Below are 16,745 nucleotides of genomic sequence, written 5' to 3'. Positions count from 1 at the left end.
GCAACACGCGAAATTCAAGATGCATGTCAACCACTTCGCTTGTGGCATGCAATATGCCGCCATATATAACGGTTCGGTTCACCTCGCTTCAAACCAATGGAAATCGCCGGTGCTGAAGAAGAACGACATAGGGCCGCAGGCCTATCGCGACGCGATGAGCCATTTTGCCGGCCACGTCCATGTGGTTACCACCGACGGTCCCGCCGGCCGGCGCGGTGCGACTGTCATTGCAGCCTGTTCGGTCTCGGACACGCCGCCGACCATCCTGGTCTGCCTCAATTGCGAAAATCCCAAGAATGAGCCGTTCGTGAAGAATGGCAGGTTCGCCTTGAACACGCTGGCTTCGGACCAGGAGGCGCTGTCGGTCGGCTTTTCCGGCCTCACAGGTCTGCCCGTCGAGGAACGTTTCGCGTTGGGCGATTGGGACGTGATCTCGACCGGTGCGCCGACGCTGAAGGGCGCGCTCGCCGTGTTCGACTGCGAACTGATCGACACCAAGGATCTGGCCACCCACCGTGTGCTTTTTGGCAAGGTGACAGGCCTGCGCACCGGCGATAATTTGCGGCCGCTGATCTATCACGACCGCGGCTATCACGCTCTGTAGAGGCTCTGGATGGCTGCACCAACGGAGAGAGAATGACCGAGTTGAAACCGCGTCCCGCGCCGCGGACGATCGACGAGACGCTCGATCTGCTGACCGGTGCGGACTATATGGCGGATCGGTCACTGGCGACCGTGCTGTTCTTATCGCTGCGCATGAAGCGGCCGCTGTTCCTTGAGGGCGAGGCCGGCGTCGGCAAGACCGAGATCGCCAAGGTGCTGGCGCAAGCGCTCGGCCGCCGGCTGATCCGCCTGCAATGCTATGAAGGCCTCGACGTCTCGTCCGCCGTCTACGAGTGGAACTACGCCGCGCAGATGATCGAGATCCGCATGGAAGAGGCGGCCGGCAAGGTCGACCGCTCCGACATGGAGCGCAACGTCTTTTCCGAAAAATACCTGATCCGCCGCCCGGTGCTCGACGCACTGACCGGCAAGGCGGGCGCCGCCCCGGTCTTTCTGATCGACGAGCTCGACCGCACCGACGAGGCCTTCGAGGCATTCCTGCTCGAAATTCTCTCCGACTTCCAGGTGACGGTGCCCGAACTCGGCACGATCAAGGCGCAGGAACCGCCGATCGTCATCATCACCACCAACCGCACCCGCGAGATCCATGACGCCCTGAAGCGCCGCTGCCTCTATCACTGGGTCGACTACCCGAATGCCGAGCGCGAGCTGGAGATCGTGCGCAGAAAAGTACCGCAGGCCAACAGCCGGCTGTCGGCAGAGGTGGTTTCGTTCATCCAGAAGCTGCGCCAGATCGAGCTGTTCAAGGTGCCGGGGGTTGCCGAGACCATCGACTGGGCCGGCGCGCTGACCGAACTCGACAAGGTGGCGCTCGATCCGGAAACCGTTTCCGACACGATCGGCGTGCTGTTGAAATACCAGGACGACATTGCCCGTATAGAACATGGCGAAGGCCGGCGCATCCTCAACGAGGTGAAGGCCGAGCTTTCGGCGGCGGAGTAGGCGATGGCAACGCCGCGTCCCGAACCGAAAGAGGCCACGCCCGATGGGAGGATCGCCGATAACATCGTCTATTTCGCCCGCACCCTACGCAAGGCCGGCATGCGGGTCGGCCCGGCCTCGGTCAAGGATGCGATCGAGGCGGTGCTGGCCGCCGGTATCGGCTCTCGCGACGATTTCTACTGGACGCTGCACGCCGTACTGGTGTCGCGGCACGAGGATCACCCTACCTTCGACGAGACTTTCCGGCTGTTCTGGAAATCGCACGAGCTGATCGAAAAGATGCTGGCGATGTTTTCGCCGGTGGCGCCGAACAGTCGTGAGAAGCAAAAGCCGCGCGCTGCGGAAAACCGCGTCAGCCAGGCAATGTTCGAGGGCCACCAGAAGAACCAGCCGGTGCAGGAAATCCCCGAGATCGAGGTCGACGCTCGCTTCACGTTTTCCGGGAACGAGGTGCTGAGGGGCAAGGATTTTGCCCAGATGAACGCCGCCGAGATGACTGACGCCAAGAAGGCGATCGCCGAGTTGCGGCTGCCCTTCGACATGGTCAGGACACGGCGTTTCAAATCCAACGCGCATGGCCGACGTATCGATCCGCGCGCCATGATGCGCTCGGCCGCGCGGACAGGCGGCGAACTGATCCTGCCGAAATTCCGGTCGCCGCGCGAGGTTCACCCGCCGCTGGTCGTGCTTGCCGATATTTCCGGTTCGATGAGCCAGTACACGCGCATTTTCCTGCATTTCCTGCATGCGCTGACGGAAAAGCGCCGGCGCGTGCACGCCTTCGTCTTCGGCACCAGGCTGACAAATCTGACGCGGCAGATGCGCCATCGCGATCCTGACGCGGCACTCGCCGATTGTTCGGCGGCGGTGAAGGACTGGTCGGGCGGCACCCGCATCGGCGACACGCTGGCCGAATTCAACCGGCTGTGGTCGCGGCGTGTGCTGGGGCAGGGCGCGGTGGTGCTGCTGATCACCGACGGGCTGGAGCGTGACGACGTTGCCGGCCTGTCGGAGGAAATGGAGCGCCTGCACAAATCCAGCCGGAGGCTGATCTGGCTGAACCCGCTGCTGCGCTTCGACGGCTTCGAGGCGCGCGCCCGCGGCGTCAAGGCGATGCTGCCGCATGTTGACGAATTCCGCTCGGTGCACAATCTCGATGCGCTCGCCGATCTGTGCGCGTCGCTGGACAAGAATTCGGCGCGCTCCGTCGACCCACGCAGATGGATTGAGGGTGGCGCGCGAGACGCAGCATAGCCATATGTTTTCTCCGGGAGAAACGGTGATGGAAAACAGCATTTATCTCGATGAGGCCCGCGATCCGCTGATCATCGCCGAAGGCTGGATGAAAGACGGCAAGGATGTCGCCATTGCTACCGTGGTCGAGACCTGGGGCTCGGCGCCGCGCCCAGTCGGCAGCCACCTTGTCATCGACGCGGAAGGCAATTTCCACGGCTCCGTCTCGGGTGGCTGCGTCGAAGGCGCGGTGGTCACCGAGGCAGTCGATGTTATCGACAGCGGCAAAGCAAAGATGCTGGAATTCGGCGTCGCCGACGAGACCGCGTGGCAGGTCGGACTGTCCTGCGGCGGCCGCATCAAAGTCTATGTCGAGCGCTTAGGTTAGGCCAGGCACGATGGATCCCTACGCGCTGAAGACGCTGAACGCCGAACGCCGCGCCCGCCGCGCGGCGATCCTGGTGACCGATCTCGGCGACGGCCGCGACCGCATCGTGCGCGAGGGCGACCAGGTCGCCGGCGAATTGGGTGCTGCGATCGCCAAGGCGTTTCGGTTAGGTAATTCCGGGTCGGTCGAGGCTGAAGGGCGAACCTTTTTCCTCAACGCTTATCTGCCGCAGCCGCGCTTGGTGGTGATCGGCGCCGTCCATATCAGCCAGGCACTGGCGCCGATGGCCAAGATCGCCGGCTATCCCGTGGAGATCGTCGATCCGCGCGCGGCGTTCGCCACATCAGACCGCTTTCCCGATGTCGCACTGCATGCCGAATGGCCGGAGGATGCCCTGAAACGCCAGCCGCTCGACAGCTATACGGCGTTGGCAGCCGTCACTCATGATCCGAAGATCGATGACTTCGCGCTGAAGGCGGCGCTCGACGCCAACTGCTTCTATGTCGGGGCGCTTGGCAGCCGCAAGACCCATGCTAAGCGCGTCGAGCGCCTGCTGGCATTGGGCGCGACCGCCGACCAGATCGCCCGCATCCACGCGCCGATCGGCCTCGATATCGGCGCCGCGAGCCCGGCCGAGATCGCGGTAGCGGTGCTGGCGCAGGCAATTCAGGCCTTTCGCTCGCGTGGCCTGGAATCCAAAGGCGCGGCGGCGTGAAATTCGGCCTCATCCCGATCAACACGGCCGAAGGCGCGGTGCTGGCGCATGCCACCACGGCCGGAGAACGGCGCTTCCGCAAGGCGCATCGGCTGAACGCCGACGATGTGGCTTTGCTCAAGGCCGCGGGGATTTCGGAGGTTGTCGCGGCTGTTCTTGCTCCCGACGATTTGAGCGAGGACGCTGCCGCCGAAAAGATCGCGGAGAGCATGATTCATCGCAACATCGAGGCCAAGTCCGCTGCGACCGGCCGGGTTAATCTCCACGCTCAGGCGGCCGGCATCTTCACCGTCGATGCGGCGATGATCGACGCCATCAACGCCGTTGATCCGACGATCACCATCGCCACCTTGGCGCAGCACGCGCCGGTTGAAAAGGGCCAGATGGTTGCAACGGTGAAGATCATTCCCTTCGCGGTCAGCTCCATGCTGGTCGATTCGGTGGCGAGGATCTGCGCCGGCGGCGAGATCTTTGCCGTCAATGTCTATCAGCCGGTGCGTGTCGGCGTCATCCAGACGGTTCTGCCCGGCATCAAGCAGAGCGTGCTCGACAAGACGTTGCGTGTCACCGAAGCCCGCTTGGCGCGCTCGGGCGGCCGGCTGACGGCGGAGCGCCGCACGCCGCACGAAGTTGGCACCGTTGCGGAGGCTGCGGCCTCGCTGGCGCGCGATAACGACATGGTGGTGATCTTCGGCGCCTCGGCGATGAGCGATTTTGGCGACGTCGTCCCGGCGGCGATCGAGAAGGCCGGCGGCATCGTCATCCGCGCCGGCATGCCTGTCGATCCCGGCAATCTGTTGGTGCTCGGCAAGCTTGGCGGCAAGCGCGTCATCGGCGCACCGGGCTGCGCCCGCAGCCCCAAGGAGAACGGCTTCGACTGGGTTCTTGACCGGTTGATCGCCGGCCTCGACGTGACGGCCAAGGATATCGCCGGCATGGGTGTCGGCGGTCTGTTGATGGAAATCCCGACGCGGCCACAGCCGCGCGAGCCGCTGCCGGCCAGAGCCGAGTTGAAGGTCGATGTCGTGCTGCTGGCCGCCGGCCGCTCCAGCCGCATGGGCGGCCCGAACAAGCTGCTGGCGCTGTTCGACGGCAAGCCGCTGGTCCGCCGCACCGCCGAGCGCGCGCTCGGCTCGAAAGCCTCTGATACAATCGTCGTCACCGGCCATCAGCGCGAGCGTGTACGCGCGGCGTTGTCTGGTCTGGAGGTCACCTTCGCCGACAATCCGGATTTCGCTGACGGCCTGTCTTCGTCGCTGAAGGCCGGCATCGCGAAAGTTGCCGGCGACGCTGCCGGTGCCATGATCGTGCTTGGCGACATGCCTGGCGTCGCGTCAGCCGATCTCGACAGGCTGATCGATGCATTCCGCAAGTCCGAGGGCCGATCGGTCGTGCGCGCCTCGCATGAGGGAAGGCGCGGCAATCCGGTCCTGTTGCCGCGTTCACTGTTCGCGGCGATCGCTCATCTCGAAGGCGATACCGGCGCGCGCCATCTGGTCGAGGCCGAGGGGCTCGATGTCGTCGATGTCGAGATCGGCAAGGCAGCGTCGATCGATGTCGACACCCGCGAGGCGCTCGAAGGCGCCGGCGGCGTGCTGCAGGATTGACAAACCGAGGCCGAAAAACCATGCCTTTGGCATGGCTCTCCGTTTACCCCTTCTGACCTCGATTTTTCTTTTGTTTTCGGGTTTGGCGCATGGTCAGACGCTAAAGCCATTCAAGGATGATCTGTTCGCCTATCAGGCCACGCTCTCATCCGAGAACAATGGCGCCTATACGGTCATCGATTATCGTGAACTGCGCGATATCAACGCCCGCGACGAAGTGCCGGAACGCCGCGCACACGCGCAGTATGTCGACACCGGCGTGCGAAAAAAGCAGCAGGATCTGTCGCTGAAGACCGATGCCGGCAAGATCCGCCACGTCGCCGTCGGCCGCACGCAAGGCGCCGGCATTATCGTGCTCTACCTGCACGGGCAGGGCGGCAGCCGCAAGCAGGGCGTCGACGACTTCACCTTTGGCGGCAATTTCAACCGCGTCAAGAACCTGATGGCCGGCAATGGCGGCCTCTATCTGTCGCCTGATTTCTCCGATTTCGGCGACACCGGCGCGGCGCAAATCGCCGCGCTGATCGGCCACTATGCCGAACGGTCGCCGGGCGCGAAGATCTTCGTTGCCTGCGGCTCGATGGGCGGCGCACTGTGTTGGAAGCTTGCCGCCCGCAAGGATTTGGGCGACCGCATCGACGGGCTGCTGCTGCTCGGCTCGCTTTGGGATGAGAGTTTCTTCTCCAGCCCGGCCTTCAAGCGCCGTGTCCCGGTCTTCTTTGGCCAGGGCAGCAGGGATCCGGTGTTTCCGGTCGAGAAACAGGAAGCCTTCTTCCGTTCGATCCTGGCCAAATCGAAAACCTATCCGGCCCGCTTTGTCCGTTTCGAGACGGGCACGCATGGCACGCCGATCCGCATGACCGACTGGCGCGGCACGCTCAACTGGATGCTGTCGAAGGCCCCTTAAGGCGCGGTGTTGTAGTCCACCACCGTCTGCGGGTTGATCTCGCCGTCATAGGAGGCGTCGACATCATACTGCACCAGCGAGAAATTGCCGTTGCGAAACAGATAGGTGCCAGCTGACGAGGCATCGCCGACGCCGCGCCACTTGTTGAGCGACGAGATCGTCTTGGTGGCGTCGTCATATTCGGAATTGACCAACTGGTCGTCTGTCTCGAAGCCGACGACGTTGATCGCCTCGACCTTGCCTTCGCTATTGTTGTTCTCATAGTGGATATCGAGTTCCGGCGAGGCGAACTGCAGCTGCCGGACACCGGATACGTCGTCGTAGACATAGTAGACGGCACTCTCATTGTAGGCAGCCATCGAGCAGAAGAAGCGGAACAGCCGCGTCTCGCGTTCGGGCTCATCGGTCTCGGCGCCCGCATCCTTGTAGCGGAGGGAGTAGGCGTCCGGCTCTGCCAAAGGCTCGCCGCCGGGCATTTCCTTGTCGCACTGGTCGCCATAAGTGGCCGCAAACGCCTTCTTGGCCTGCTCCAGCGCCGCATCCTTCTTCGGCGGCGGCGGTCCGTCGCCGCAGCTTTCCGGCACAGCGTCCTCGAAATCGGCCTTGGACGGTTTCAAAGCGCCCTTGTCGATGAAGATCGGGCGGAATAGCGGTTCCTGGATCTGGGCATTGACCTGGCGCAACGTATAGCAACCGGCAAAGACATTTTCGCTGCCGTCCTTGGCTGTCGCCCGGATGGCAACCGGAACATTGTAATAGATGCTGCCGGCCGCACCGTCGTCCGACACGCCGCCGGTTTTGACATCGACCCTTTCGGTGCCGTCATAGCCCTTGACGAACGCATCGAAATCCTTGGCCGGCTTGGTGTCGCCGAAATAGTCCCAGGCGCGCGCGAATTCTTGCCGGTTGATGGCGCTGTAGAGCGAACGGATGACCGCCTCGGCGTCCGACCTGTCGTCGACATAGGGCGCTTCGGCGGCGAGCACTGGCTGGCCTGTCACGGCAAGGGAGAAAAAAGCGGTCGCTGCAAAAAGGGCGCTTCTCATCGGGAATCTCCACCAGATGGGAAATCCTATCATACCGATTGCGGCGACGTGGTGACGCTTGAAGATTCGCCCGCGGAGGCGCTAGGTCCGCGTCGGCGTTCCCGCAGGATAGGAGACTCACGTGACCATATCGATGTACGAAGCGTCCGTGCCGGTGTTTTCGGCCAGGTTGAAGGCGCTATCCAACGTGCTTTCGACAGCCGAGCAGAATGCGCTCGACCGCAAGATCGACCCGCAGGTGTTTTTGACGTCGAGGCTGGCGCCGGACATGTACGCGTTGACGAGGCAGGTGCAGATTGCCACCGACCACGCCAAGGGCGCGCCGTCGCGGCTGGCCGGCCGCGAGGTGCCGAAGTACGAAGACAACGAGGCGAGCTTTGCCGATCTCCAGGCGCGCCTCGCCAAGACCGTCGACCATCTGGCGACGTTCTCGGCTGGCGATATGGACGGCTCCGACGACAGAATGATCGAGCTGAAACTTGGCCAGCGCGAATTCTCGATGGCCGGCATGCAGTATCTGCTGCATCTCGCCATGCCCAATTTCTACTTCCACGTGACCACCGCCTACGACATCCTGCGCCACAATGGCGTGCCGCTGAGCAAGGCGATTTTCATAGGATCGCGTTGAAGAATTGGCGAGGCGATATCCCGGTCGAGCCGGGATATCGTACGAGCTGACTAGCGTGAGGACATTTCGCGGGCGACGCGCGGGAAGTCGGCTGGTTTGATGCCGATGTCGGCACGGTCGGCATTGCTCATTGAATGAAGCAGCGCCAGAGCCGCGCGGTAGCGCAGATGTTCCTGCGGACGCGGACGAGCGAACATTTCAGTGAGGAAACCCATGATTCAAGCCCCTGGTTGGTCCTCCCCGACTCGCAATATAGGCAAATCATGACAATTGTGCAGTGCAGCATTTGCATGGCAGCCATGCTGCGCAGGCTTTTTTGATCGCAATCGACCTGACCCGTGAAACTTCCGGCGCGGGCTGACCGTATAGCTGAATGCCGGCACAGGGCCGGTTTTTCCTCGCCATTCCTGGCGAAATTTCCGGACTGCATGAAAATGCAGTCCGGCTTTTTGTTGGCTGCCGCGTAGCCCTTGGCTGGATTTCATGGAAAAGTCGCAGGCGATTGGCGGCGGGCTTGGAGACAGCCCGCGCATTCCTGTATGCTGTGGCTTCCTTCCCGCGCAGCCGCGCAAAAAATTCCCGCCGGAGAAAGTTCCATGCACAAACGCCGCCTCGGTCGGACCGATCTTCTTGTTTCCCAGATCTGCTTGGGATCGATGACCTGGGGCCAGCAGAACACCGAAGCGGACGGCCACGCCCAGATGGATCTGGCCTTTTCGCGCGGCGTCAACTTCATCGACACTGCCGAGCTTTACCCGATCCCACCCAAGGCGGAGACGCAAGGCTGGACCGAGAAGATCATCGGCAGCTGGATGAAAGCGAAGCGCAACCGCGATCAAGTGATCCTCGCCTCGAAGGTGGTTGGCCGCACCGCCAACACATGGTTCCGCGGCGGGCGCCCGTCGAAGCTGGTGCGCGCCGACATCTTCGATGCCGTCGAAAAATCGCTGATCAGGCTCAACACCGATTATCTCGATCTCTATCAGATCCATTGGCCGGAGCGCGCGGTGCCGTGGGGTGCCAACCCGAACCGCGTCGGCGCCGTCGCGCTACGAGCCGATTCCGTCGGCGCACCGGCCGAAGAGACGCCGATCACCGAGACGCTCGCCGTCTTCGACGAATTAGTGAAGGCTGGAAAAATCCGCCATTTCGGCCTGTCGAACGAGAGCTCCTGGGGCGTCATGCGATTCATCGCCGAATCCGACAAGGGCCTCGGTCCGCGCCTGGTGTCGCTGCAGAACGCCTATAATTTCGTCAACCGCACGTTCGAGGTGAATCTCGCTGAGGTCTGCGAGCGCGAACAGGTTTCCCTGCTCGCCTATTCGCCGCTGGGACAAGGTTACCTGACCGGCAAATACGATCATGGCTCGCGGCCGCAGGGCTCGCGTTCTCAGCTTTTCAACCGGGGCCAGCGCTACGAGACGCCCAATGCCGCCGAAGCGCAGCTCGAGTACAACAAGCTGGCGCGCTCTTTCGGCATGGAGCCGGCATTGTTTGCCAACGCCTATGTCACGAGCCGGCCCTTTGTCACCTCGAGCATCATCGGCGCGACGACCATTTCGCAGCTCGAAATGGCGCTGTCTTCCGCCGACGTCGTCTGGAGCGAGGACATGCAGAAGGCGGTCGATGCAATCCACCAGCGTGTCGGCAATCCGTGCCCGTGAGCAACACGGCCGAGAGCGAAGTTATCAAATGATTACAAGGGGAAGGGGGCAGAAGTGAATTTTCCGATCGACGCCGTGCGCGAGAAATTTCCGGCGCTTTCGCTGACCGACAAGGGCCGTCGCCGCATCTATCTCGACAACCCTGCCGGCACGCAGGTGCCGCAAGCGGTCGCCGACGCGGTATCGCGCTGCCTGCTGACCACCAATGCCAATCTCGGCGGTTTTTTCGAAACCACGATCGCGGCGCAACAAATCGTCGACGACGCCCATGCGGCGATGGCCGATTTCCTGGGTGCTGCAAGCCCGCAGGAAATCATCATCGGCGCCAACATGACGACGTTGACCTACCACATGTCGCGCACGCTCGGCTGCACGATGAAACCGGGCGACGAGATCATCCTCACCCGCATGGATCACGAAGGCAACGTGTCGCCCTGGCTGCAACTGGCCGAAGACCTTGGCCTCGTCGTGCGCTGGCTGCCTTTCGACCAGCAGAGCTGGCAGATCGAGGAGGCGGCGCTTGCTACACTGCTCACCGACAGGACGCGGCTCGTGGCCTTGAACTACGCCAGCAATCTGACCGGCTCGATCAACCGGGTGAAGGCGCTGACCCGCATCGCCAAGCAGGCCGGCGCGCTGGTCTATGTGGACGCCGTGCAGTTCGCGCCGCACGGCCTGATCGACGTCAGGGACATCGGCTGCGATTTCCTGATCTGCTCGGCCTATAAATTCTTCGGCCCGCATATGGGCATCCTATGGGGCAGGCTGGATGTCATCGATGCTCTGAAACCGCACAAGTGCCGCTGTTCGTCCGACGCTCTGCCGGAGCGGTTCGAGCTCGGCACGCCGCAGATCGAGCTGCTGGCCGGGCTGACGGCCGCCGTTGGCCATTTCGAGGGACTGGGCAAGGCAGCCGGCGAGAGAGGATCGCGGCGGCAGAAGATCGCCAAGGCGTTCGAAGTATCAACCGCTTACGAAAACCCGTTGGCGCAAAGGTTGATCGACTGCCTGTCGGATATTTCCGGCCTGATCATTCACGGCATCACCGATCCGGCGCTTGTCGGGGAGCGCGTGCCGACGGTCTCGTTCACGGTCGACGGCATCGTGCCTGAGACAATTGTGCGGCAGATGAATGCGGAAAACATCTTCCTGTGGTCCGGCCACAACTATGCCTGGGAGATCGTCCACCAACTCGGCATTCCAGCCGAGCATGGCGTCGTGCGCATCGGTATCGCCCATTACAACACGGCGGCCGAGATCGACGAGACGCTGGAGAGCGTGCGCCGTGTCATCGCCATGCTGCGACAGGAGCGGTTCTGACGCAGCATCCGGCTGATATCACCGCTTCTTGCCGCCGAATCCGGTGAGGAAGGCAGTAAGATTGTCGCCGAGCTCGTCGCAGAGATAGCCGCCCTCCTGCACGATGACCATCGGCAGGTCGAGGCCGGCGATAGCCTCGCCGATGCGCGAGAATCCCGGTGTCGTCACCGACAGCCCGCCGAACGGATCGCCCTCGAAGGCGTCGAGGCCGAGCGCCACGACAAGCGCTTCGGGCGCAAAGGCGCGGATGCGCTGGAAAGCCACGTCGAGTGCTTCGAGGAACGCGGCATCGCCGGATTTGCGCGCCAGCGGCAGGTTGAGATTGTAGCCGAGACCGGGCCTTTCGCCGCGCTCGTCGGCATGACCCCAGAAGAACGGATAGAAGCGCACCGGATCGGCATGCAACGAGACGGTGAGCACGTCCGGCCGCGCATAGAAAATGCCTTGCGTGCCGTTGCCGTGATGCAGGTCGACATCGAGGATCGCCACCCGCGCTGCATTCTTGCGTAGTGCCTGTGCCGCGATCGCCGAATTGTTGATGAAGCAGAAGCCGCCGGCGACATCGGCAAAGGCGTGGTGGCCGGGCGGACGGCACAGCGCATAGGCAGCCGGCGCACCCGCCATCACCGCCTCGGCGGCTTCAACCGCGCTCCAGGCGCTCCACAGCGCGCTATGCCATGTCTCGCCGGAGATCGGGCAAGCGGTGTCGGCCATGTGGTAGCCGGCCTGGCCGACCGCCGAGGCCGGATAGGAGCCGTCCCGCGCTATCGGGTGGATGTTGGGAATCACTTCCGCCGAAGCGCCCTCGATGCGCTGCCAGCGCGCGAATATGTGTTCGAGAAAATCGAGGTATTCGGGCGTATGCACCGCCGCAACCGGACCAAGCCCGTGATCTCTCGGCCGTTCGATCGTGCAGCCGGCGGCCTTTGCGCCGGCGAGCAGCCGTTCGACCCGTTCCGGTTTTTCCGGATTGGGCTTTTGGGCACCGCTGGAGAGGAACGCCTTGGGATCATGGCGCTTCTGTTCTTCGGCATAGAAGGCTTTCATTATTTCCCCTCATCCTCTGGCGCGTCGGCGAAAGCGACGAAGGCGTCGCCGACGATCTTCTGCACCTGCTCGTAGCTCGACCAGGCAATGCCCAGTCTTTCGTAAAAGGCCCTAGCGGTTTCATTGTCGGTATCGACGGACAGTCTGAGGTAGACGCCGCCATCTTTCCGGCATTCTCGCGCGACACGCCGCAGCAGGCGTTCGCCGATCTTGCGGCCGCGAAACCGGTCTTCGACAAAGAGGTCCTGCACATAGACGCCAGGCCGCCCCATCCAGGTCGAGAAGATCGGGAAATGGAGGCAGAGGCCGGCGAACTCGCCGCCGACTTCGGCGATCAGGGTCGAGAAAGAAGGTTTTTCGCCAAAGCCGTAGGTGCGGAGGTCGTCGGCCGTCGAGGTGATTTCCTCGGGCGCGCCGATATGAGCGCCAAGCCGCAGGATCGCGGCATGGATGGTTTCGACGTCCTCGACAGTTCCGGGCCGGACGAGAATGTCGTTGCGTGCTGGATTGGTCACTTTGCAAGCATCTCAGGCCATCTCAGAACGCTACCCTATCACCGCCCTTGAGTGCCAGCATCTCGCGCGCCTCAGCGGGCGTGGCGACGTCAAGCGACAGCCCGTCGAGCACGCTGCGGATACGGCGAACCTGGTCGGCATTGGACTTTGCCAGCTGGGGCCCGTCATAGAGGCTATCCTCCAACCCGACGCGGACATTGCCGCCCATCGCCGCCGCAATCGAGATCATCGGCATCTGGTGGCGCCCGGCGGCCAGCACCGAAAACTGATAGCTGTCGCCGAATAATTTGTCGGCGATGCGCTTCATATGCACCAGATTGTCGGGATCGGCGCCGATACCGCCCAGTATGCCGAACACGAACTGGATGAACAGAGGTCCCGAAACCACCCCTCGGTCGCGAAAATGCGCCAGCGAATAGAGGTGGCCGACATCGTAGCATTCGAATTCGAAGCGTGTGCCGCAGCCCTTTCCAAGTCTTTCGAGCACGGTCTCCATGTCGGCAAAGGTGTTCTTGAAGATCGTGTCGCGGGTTGCCTCCAGCAACTTGGGCTCCCACTCGTGCTGCCATTGCCTTGGCCGGTCGAGCATCGGGAACAGCGCGAAATTCATCGAGCCCATGTTGAGCGAGCACATTTCGGGCTCGGCCCTGAGCGGTGCGGCCAGGCGCTGGTCGAGCGTCATCAGCGAGGAGCCGCCGGTGGTGATGTTGATCACCGCATCGGTCGCCTGCTTGATGCGCGGCAGGAACTGCATGAACGCATCAGGATCGGCGGTCGGCCGCCCATCCTTCGGGTCGCGGGCGTGAAGATGCAGGATCGAAGCGCCGGCTTCCGCCGCGGCGATCGCCTCTGCGGCGATCTGGCCCGGCGTCACCGGCAGATGCGGCGACATCGACGGCGTGTGCACCGACCCGGTGACGGCGCAGGTGATGATGACTTTTCGCGGCGCCATTTTCAGTCTTCGACCGGCAGGTCGAGCTCGCCGGCCAGCACCTGCAGCGAATCGCCGATGATGGCGACGATCTCGCCGACCTGTTCCTTGGTGACGATCATCGGCGGCGCCACCATGAAATTGTCGCCGTCGATGCCGCCCTTGACTTTGCGGCCATAGATTATCAGGCCGCGCTCATAGGCGAGGTCGAGCAGGCGCTGGGTGGCCTTCTTCGCCGGTGCGATCGGCCTCAGCGTATCGGGGTCGGCGACCATCTCGGCGCCGGTGAGCAGGCCCTTGCCGCGCACGTCGGCGATGAACGGAAACCGCTTGGCCAATCCTTTCAGCTCGGCCATCAAAAGGTCGCCCATGTCAGCCGCATTGGCGATCAGGCCGAGGCGGTCCATTTCGCCAAGCACGGCGAGCCCGGCGGCGCAGGCGAGCGGATTGCCGGCATAGGTGTGGCCGTGCTGGAAGCCGCCGGAGGCGAGCAGCGGCTGTACCAGCCGCATCGGCGCCGCCAGCGCACCGAGCGGCGCATAGCCCGAGCCCAGTCCCTTCGACAGCGCGACGATATCAGGCTTGCAGTTCCAATGGTCGCCACCGAGGAACTTTCCGGTGCGGCCCGCACCGCTCATCACTTCGTCATGGATGAGCAGGATGCCGTAGCGATCGCAGATTTCGCGGATGCGCGGATAGTAGCTGTCCGGCGCCACCAGCGCCGCTGTGGCAGCGCCGCCGACCGGCTCCATGATGAAGGCGAGGACGCTTTCCGGTCCCTCGGCGAGGATTTTCTCCTCCAGCATGTCGGCGTAGCGAATGCCGCGCTGTTCCATCGAGAGATTGTCACGGTCGCGCCAGGCGGCCGGCGCCGGCACGGTCGGCATGACCTGCATCATCGGCGCAAAAGTTTCGGCCAGCGCATCGTCGCCGGTGACGGACAGCGAACCAAGCGTGCCGCCATGATAGGAGGGAAAGCGGGTGATCACCTTCCAGCGCCTGGGCTGGCCTGTCGCCACTGCCCACTGCCTGGCAAGCTTGATGCAGGATTCAGTCGCTTCCGAGCCGCCCGAAACGAAAAAGATGCGGTCCATGCCTTCGGGCAGCTTTCCGGCCAGCTCCCGCGCCAACTCCTCGGCCGGCTCGTTCTCGAAATGCAGCCGATAGGCGAAGGTGGCGCGGTCCATCTGCCGCTTCATCGCATCCAGCACGTTGCGGTTGGAATGACCGATATTGGCGACCATCGGTCCGCTCGATCCGTCGATGAAGCGGCGGCCATCCTGCGTCCAGATGTAGATGCCTTCGGCGCGATCGACCAGCGGCCGGCGCAGACTGGACAGATAGAACAGATGCGATGGCGGGCGCGTCTCGGCGTCCGGGGCAGGGGTTTGGGACTTCAGCATGTCAGGACTTTCCGAGGTAGCGGCCGAGAACATTTTTGGTGACAAGTTCGACCATCGCGTCCTGCCTTAGCAGGCCGGCGACCCATTCGCAGCTTCCGGCGTGGAACACCTCGCCCTTGCCGCGCGGGAAATTGACGATCATTCCGTTGCCGCGCTTGACCTTGTCGAGATTGGCGTCGCTCGCCTCGCCGAACAGCGTTTCGGCGGTGAAGCGTCCGTCCTCGTCGCCGAGAAACTGGTCTTCGAACGCGATGTCGGCGCTCTCCTCGATTTGCGCAGCCATGCCGACCGCGAGAATTTCCAGGCCATCCGGCGCGCCGCTGTCGGGCGTCGGGTAGGGCAGGCCGCCGTGGATCTCGTGGTCCAGCCCGTCGACCTCATAGCCATAGACATGGCTGTCGGCGCCGAGCAGGTCGCCGTAATAGATGCCTGTGCCGGCGAACGCCCAATGGTCAGGCCGGTAGACCGGAAAGCCGCGCACGCCGCGCGGCGCGCAACCGCCCCAGCCGGCATAGAGGCCCCTGGTCGCATTGAGCCCGAAGGTCGTCGCACCCGGCCGGCCGATTTCCGGCGCTTCCCAAGAATTCGTGGCGCGGGTCACGTCGCCGCCCCGATAGGCCGGATCCTCGGCGCGGGCGCGGTATTTGTAGCAGATCTGGCGGCGGCCCTCGTCCTCCAGCCTGGTCTGCCACATGAAATTGCCGGCGAAGCGCGCCGCATGGCCGCCGCGTTCGACATAGGCATCGACAGCGTCGCGCATCTCCCAGGTCCAATATTCGTCATGGCCGACGAAGACGACGCAGTCATAGCCGTCGAGGATTTCGGGCGAGAAATGCAATTCGTGCTGGCTGGCAAGGTCGACAGCATAGCCGGCGCGTTCGGCAAAACGAAAAAAGTGGCTGTCATAGCTTGCCCAGCCGGACGAGGCGTATTTCTTCGAATGGCCGGTGGCGAAAGCCCATTCCATATGCGGATAGCGCGGCGCGGTCTTCGGCGGCACGGCGACCTCGAGCGGCACGCGCGGCGCCTCTTTCGGCAGAACAACAAAGCCGCGGCACCATGGCCGCTGCCTCGACACCATTGGGGCATACTGGTCGCGGTTCGGGCCGGTGATGCCTTCGTAATGATTGGAGCCGCCCCAAGTGTTGTAGGCAAGCCAGGTGCCGGTGGCGGCAACCTGCAGCACACGACCCCGTTTCTTGCCGGGCTGCGGGCTAACGATGAAAAGGTGGTGGCAGCGGATCGGCTTGCCGTCGCGGCCGTCCGCCGTCAGCGTGACGCGGTAGGCTCCGGACGGCCATTCGTCATTGACACGGAACTCAAACGACGCGTCCCAGCCGCAGCCCAAGACCGAACATTGATCGGGCGTATCCTGCCAGCGCGCCGCGATCCCGGCCGTCTCGAACATTTTCGTTTCGGTCCCGCCGTCGCGGACGATCGCCACGCTGAAGCTGGAGGCTGTCGAGCTGACATGCAGCACAACTGTCTCGCCCCGGCGGTATGAAAAACGGTCGCTGTAGCACCAGATCTCGCCGCGTTCGCCATCCATGCCCGGCCACTCCCAGTAGTGGCCGCGCACCGCTTGCCGGCGCTGGTGGGGCGTCAGTCCGAAATCGGGGAATTCGGTAGGAAGCTGGGTCATGAACGCCTGTGGAGGGTCGAACGCGTCATTTCGACCATCTGCCGGCCAAGCGTCAATTGGAAACGATCGGGCCAGCGATAGCTGACAGCCGGCCTTGGCCTTGCCTGCCAAACCGACTATCTCACAAAGGGTG

The 16,745-nt window shown here is 63.3% G+C and carries 17 protein-coding genes; 10 read left to right on the top strand and 7 right to left on the bottom strand.

The features are described 5' to 3' along the window. The first annotated feature begins 109 nt into the window (after nucleotides 1-109). Genes IHQ72_RS23540 through IHQ72_RS23510 form a run of 7 tightly spaced genes read left to right on the top strand, consistent with a single transcriptional unit; the run spans nucleotide 110 to nucleotide 6,416 of the window. Nucleotides 110-604, top strand: coding sequence for a flavin reductase (locus IHQ72_RS23540; RefSeq protein ID WP_123150093.1), 495 nt, complete (start codon nucleotides 110-112; stop codon nucleotides 602-604). A 32-nt stretch (nucleotides 605-636) separates the two neighbouring features. Further along, nucleotides 637-1,566 carry an AAA family ATPase gene (locus tag IHQ72_RS23535; RefSeq protein ID WP_258117569.1) on the top strand — a complete coding sequence of 310 codons (930 nt, stop codon included), beginning with the start codon at nucleotides 637-639 and terminating at the stop codon, nucleotides 1,564-1,566. 3 nt (nucleotides 1,567-1,569) lie between these two features. After that, nucleotides 1,570-2,820 carry a vWA domain-containing protein gene (locus IHQ72_RS23530; RefSeq protein ID WP_258117568.1) on the top strand — a complete coding sequence of 417 codons (1,251 nt, stop codon included), beginning with the start codon at nucleotides 1,570-1,572 and terminating at the stop codon, nucleotides 2,818-2,820. Nucleotides 2,821-2,848: 28 nt separating this feature from the next. After that, on the top strand, nucleotides 2,849-3,187 hold the full coding sequence (locus tag IHQ72_RS23525; RefSeq protein ID WP_254018040.1) for an XdhC family protein: 339 nt from the start codon (nucleotides 2,849-2,851) through the stop codon (nucleotides 3,185-3,187). 10 nt (nucleotides 3,188-3,197) lie between these two features. Beyond that, on the top strand, nucleotides 3,198-3,902 hold the full coding sequence (locus IHQ72_RS23520; protein ID WP_258117566.1) for an XdhC family protein: 705 nt from the start codon (nucleotides 3,198-3,200) through the stop codon (nucleotides 3,900-3,902). Beyond that, on the top strand, nucleotides 3,899-5,509 hold the full coding sequence (locus IHQ72_RS23515) for an NTP transferase domain-containing protein (protein ID WP_258117565.1): 1,611 nt from the start codon (nucleotides 3,899-3,901) through the stop codon (nucleotides 5,507-5,509). Before IHQ72_RS23520 ends, IHQ72_RS23515 begins: the two co-directional genes overlap by 4 nt. Nucleotides 5,510-5,540: 31 nt before the next feature. Beyond that, nucleotides 5,541-6,416: an alpha/beta hydrolase gene (locus IHQ72_RS23510; RefSeq protein ID WP_258117564.1), complete on the top strand. Its 876-nt coding sequence runs from the start codon at nucleotides 5,541-5,543 to the stop codon at nucleotides 6,414-6,416. Here the strand turns inward: IHQ72_RS23510 and IHQ72_RS23505 are convergent. Continuing rightward, nucleotides 6,413-7,462: a DUF1176 domain-containing protein gene (locus tag IHQ72_RS23505; protein ID WP_258117563.1), complete on the bottom strand. Its 1,050-nt coding sequence runs from the start codon at nucleotides 7,460-7,462 to the stop codon at nucleotides 6,413-6,415. The genes IHQ72_RS23510 and IHQ72_RS23505 overlap by 4 nt on opposite strands. Before the next feature lie 121 nt (nucleotides 7,463-7,583). Between IHQ72_RS23505 and IHQ72_RS23500 the strand changes: the two genes are divergently transcribed. Next, a complete protein-coding gene (locus tag IHQ72_RS23500; RefSeq protein WP_258117562.1) occupies nucleotides 7,584-8,090 on the top strand; it encodes a DUF1993 domain-containing protein in 507 nt (168 codons plus the stop codon). A gap of 50 nt (nucleotides 8,091-8,140) precedes the next feature. Here the strand turns inward: IHQ72_RS23500 and IHQ72_RS23495 are convergent, their stop codons facing one another. Beyond that, nucleotides 8,141-8,305 carry a hypothetical protein gene (locus IHQ72_RS23495; protein WP_023798224.1) on the bottom strand — a complete coding sequence of 55 codons (165 nt, stop codon included), beginning with the start codon at nucleotides 8,303-8,305 and terminating at the stop codon, nucleotides 8,141-8,143. 381 nt (nucleotides 8,306-8,686) lie between these two features. On the opposite strand from IHQ72_RS23495, the gene IHQ72_RS23490 reads away from it, so the two are divergent. Together IHQ72_RS23490 and IHQ72_RS23485 are read left to right on the top strand one after the other, a co-directional pair. Continuing rightward, on the top strand, nucleotides 8,687-9,754 hold the full coding sequence (locus IHQ72_RS23490) for an aldo/keto reductase (protein WP_258117555.1): 1,068 nt from the start codon (nucleotides 8,687-8,689) through the stop codon (nucleotides 9,752-9,754). Nucleotides 9,755-9,808: 54 nt separating this feature from the next. Next, a complete protein-coding gene (locus IHQ72_RS23485; RefSeq protein ID WP_258117554.1) occupies nucleotides 9,809-11,074 on the top strand; it encodes a cysteine desulfurase-like protein in 1,266 nt (421 codons plus the stop codon). An 18-nt stretch (nucleotides 11,075-11,092) separates the two neighbouring features. Here IHQ72_RS23485 and IHQ72_RS23480 read toward each other — a convergent pair whose 3' ends face one another. Genes IHQ72_RS23480 through IHQ72_RS23460 form a run of 5 tightly spaced genes read right to left on the bottom strand, consistent with a single transcriptional unit; the run spans nucleotide 11,093 to nucleotide 16,612 of the window. After that, entirely contained in the window at nucleotides 11,093-12,121 is a 1,029-nt protein-coding gene (locus tag IHQ72_RS23480) for a histone deacetylase family protein (protein ID WP_258117553.1), read from the bottom strand. Beyond that, on the bottom strand, nucleotides 12,121-12,636 hold the full coding sequence (locus IHQ72_RS23475) for a GNAT family N-acetyltransferase (protein WP_258117552.1): 516 nt from the start codon (nucleotides 12,634-12,636) through the stop codon (nucleotides 12,121-12,123). The genes IHQ72_RS23480 and IHQ72_RS23475 overlap by 1 nt, the downstream gene beginning before the upstream one ends. 22 nt (nucleotides 12,637-12,658) lie before the next feature. Next, nucleotides 12,659-13,588 carry a 3,5-dioxohexanoate:acetyl-CoA acetone transferase gene (kce, locus tag IHQ72_RS23470; RefSeq protein WP_258117551.1) on the bottom strand — a complete coding sequence of 310 codons (930 nt, stop codon included), beginning with the start codon at nucleotides 13,586-13,588 and terminating at the stop codon, nucleotides 12,659-12,661. Nucleotides 13,589-13,590: 2 nt separating this feature from the next. Beyond that, nucleotides 13,591-14,970 (bottom strand): aminotransferase family protein, encoded by a 1,380-nt coding sequence (locus tag IHQ72_RS23465; protein WP_258117549.1) that lies wholly within the window; start codon nucleotides 14,968-14,970, stop codon nucleotides 13,591-13,593. A 1-nt stretch (nucleotide 14,971) separates the two neighbouring features. Continuing rightward, a complete protein-coding gene (locus IHQ72_RS23460; protein WP_258117548.1) occupies nucleotides 14,972-16,612 on the bottom strand; it encodes a N,N-dimethylformamidase beta subunit family domain-containing protein in 1,641 nt (546 codons plus the stop codon). Nucleotides 16,613-16,745: the final 133 nt, after the last annotated feature.

It is taken from the genome of Mesorhizobium onobrychidis, from assembly GCF_024707545.1.
Lineage (GTDB): Bacteria > Pseudomonadota > Alphaproteobacteria > Rhizobiales > Rhizobiaceae > Mesorhizobium > Mesorhizobium onobrychidis.
The sequence above is the reverse complement of the archived record's forward strand: the minus strand, read 5'-3'. Positions and strand labels throughout refer to the sequence as shown.

What these genes read in the sequence shown, in the direction of transcription:
- IHQ72_RS23465 (WP_258117549.1), bottom strand. Translation starts at nt 14,970, where the DNA reads ATGCTGAAGTCCCAAACCCCTGCCCCGGACGCCGAGACGCGCCCGCCA.
- IHQ72_RS23490 (WP_258117555.1), top strand. Translation starts at nt 8,687, where the DNA reads ATGCACAAACGCCGCCTCGGTCGGACCGATCTTCTTGTTTCCCAGATC.
- IHQ72_RS23480 (WP_258117553.1), bottom strand. Translation starts at nt 12,121, where the DNA reads ATGAAAGCCTTCTATGCCGAAGAACAGAAGCGCCATGATCCCAAGGCG.
- IHQ72_RS23495 (WP_023798224.1), bottom strand. Translation starts at nt 8,305, where the DNA reads ATGGGTTTCCTCACTGAAATGTTCGCTCGTCCGCGTCCGCAGGAACAT.
- IHQ72_RS23530 (WP_258117568.1), top strand. Translation starts at nt 1,570, where the DNA reads ATGGCAACGCCGCGTCCCGAACCGAAAGAGGCCACGCCCGATGGGAGG.
- IHQ72_RS23510 (WP_258117564.1), top strand. Translation starts at nt 5,541, where the DNA reads ATGGCTCTCCGTTTACCCCTTCTGACCTCGATTTTTCTTTTGTTTTCG.
- IHQ72_RS23525 (WP_254018040.1), top strand. Translation starts at nt 2,849, where the DNA reads ATGGAAAACAGCATTTATCTCGATGAGGCCCGCGATCCGCTGATCATC.
- IHQ72_RS23460 (WP_258117548.1), bottom strand. Translation starts at nt 16,612, where the DNA reads ATGACCCAGCTTCCTACCGAATTCCCCGATTTCGGACTGACGCCCCAC.
- IHQ72_RS23505 (WP_258117563.1), bottom strand. Translation starts at nt 7,462, where the DNA reads ATGAGAAGCGCCCTTTTTGCAGCGACCGCTTTTTTCTCCCTTGCCGTG.
- IHQ72_RS23535 (WP_258117569.1), top strand. Translation starts at nt 637, where the DNA reads ATGACCGAGTTGAAACCGCGTCCCGCGCCGCGGACGATCGACGAGACG.
- kce (WP_258117551.1), bottom strand. Translation starts at nt 13,588, where the DNA reads ATGGCGCCGCGAAAAGTCATCATCACCTGCGCCGTCACCGGGTCGGTG.
- IHQ72_RS23520 (WP_258117566.1), top strand. Translation starts at nt 3,198, where the DNA reads ATGGATCCCTACGCGCTGAAGACGCTGAACGCCGAACGCCGCGCCCGC.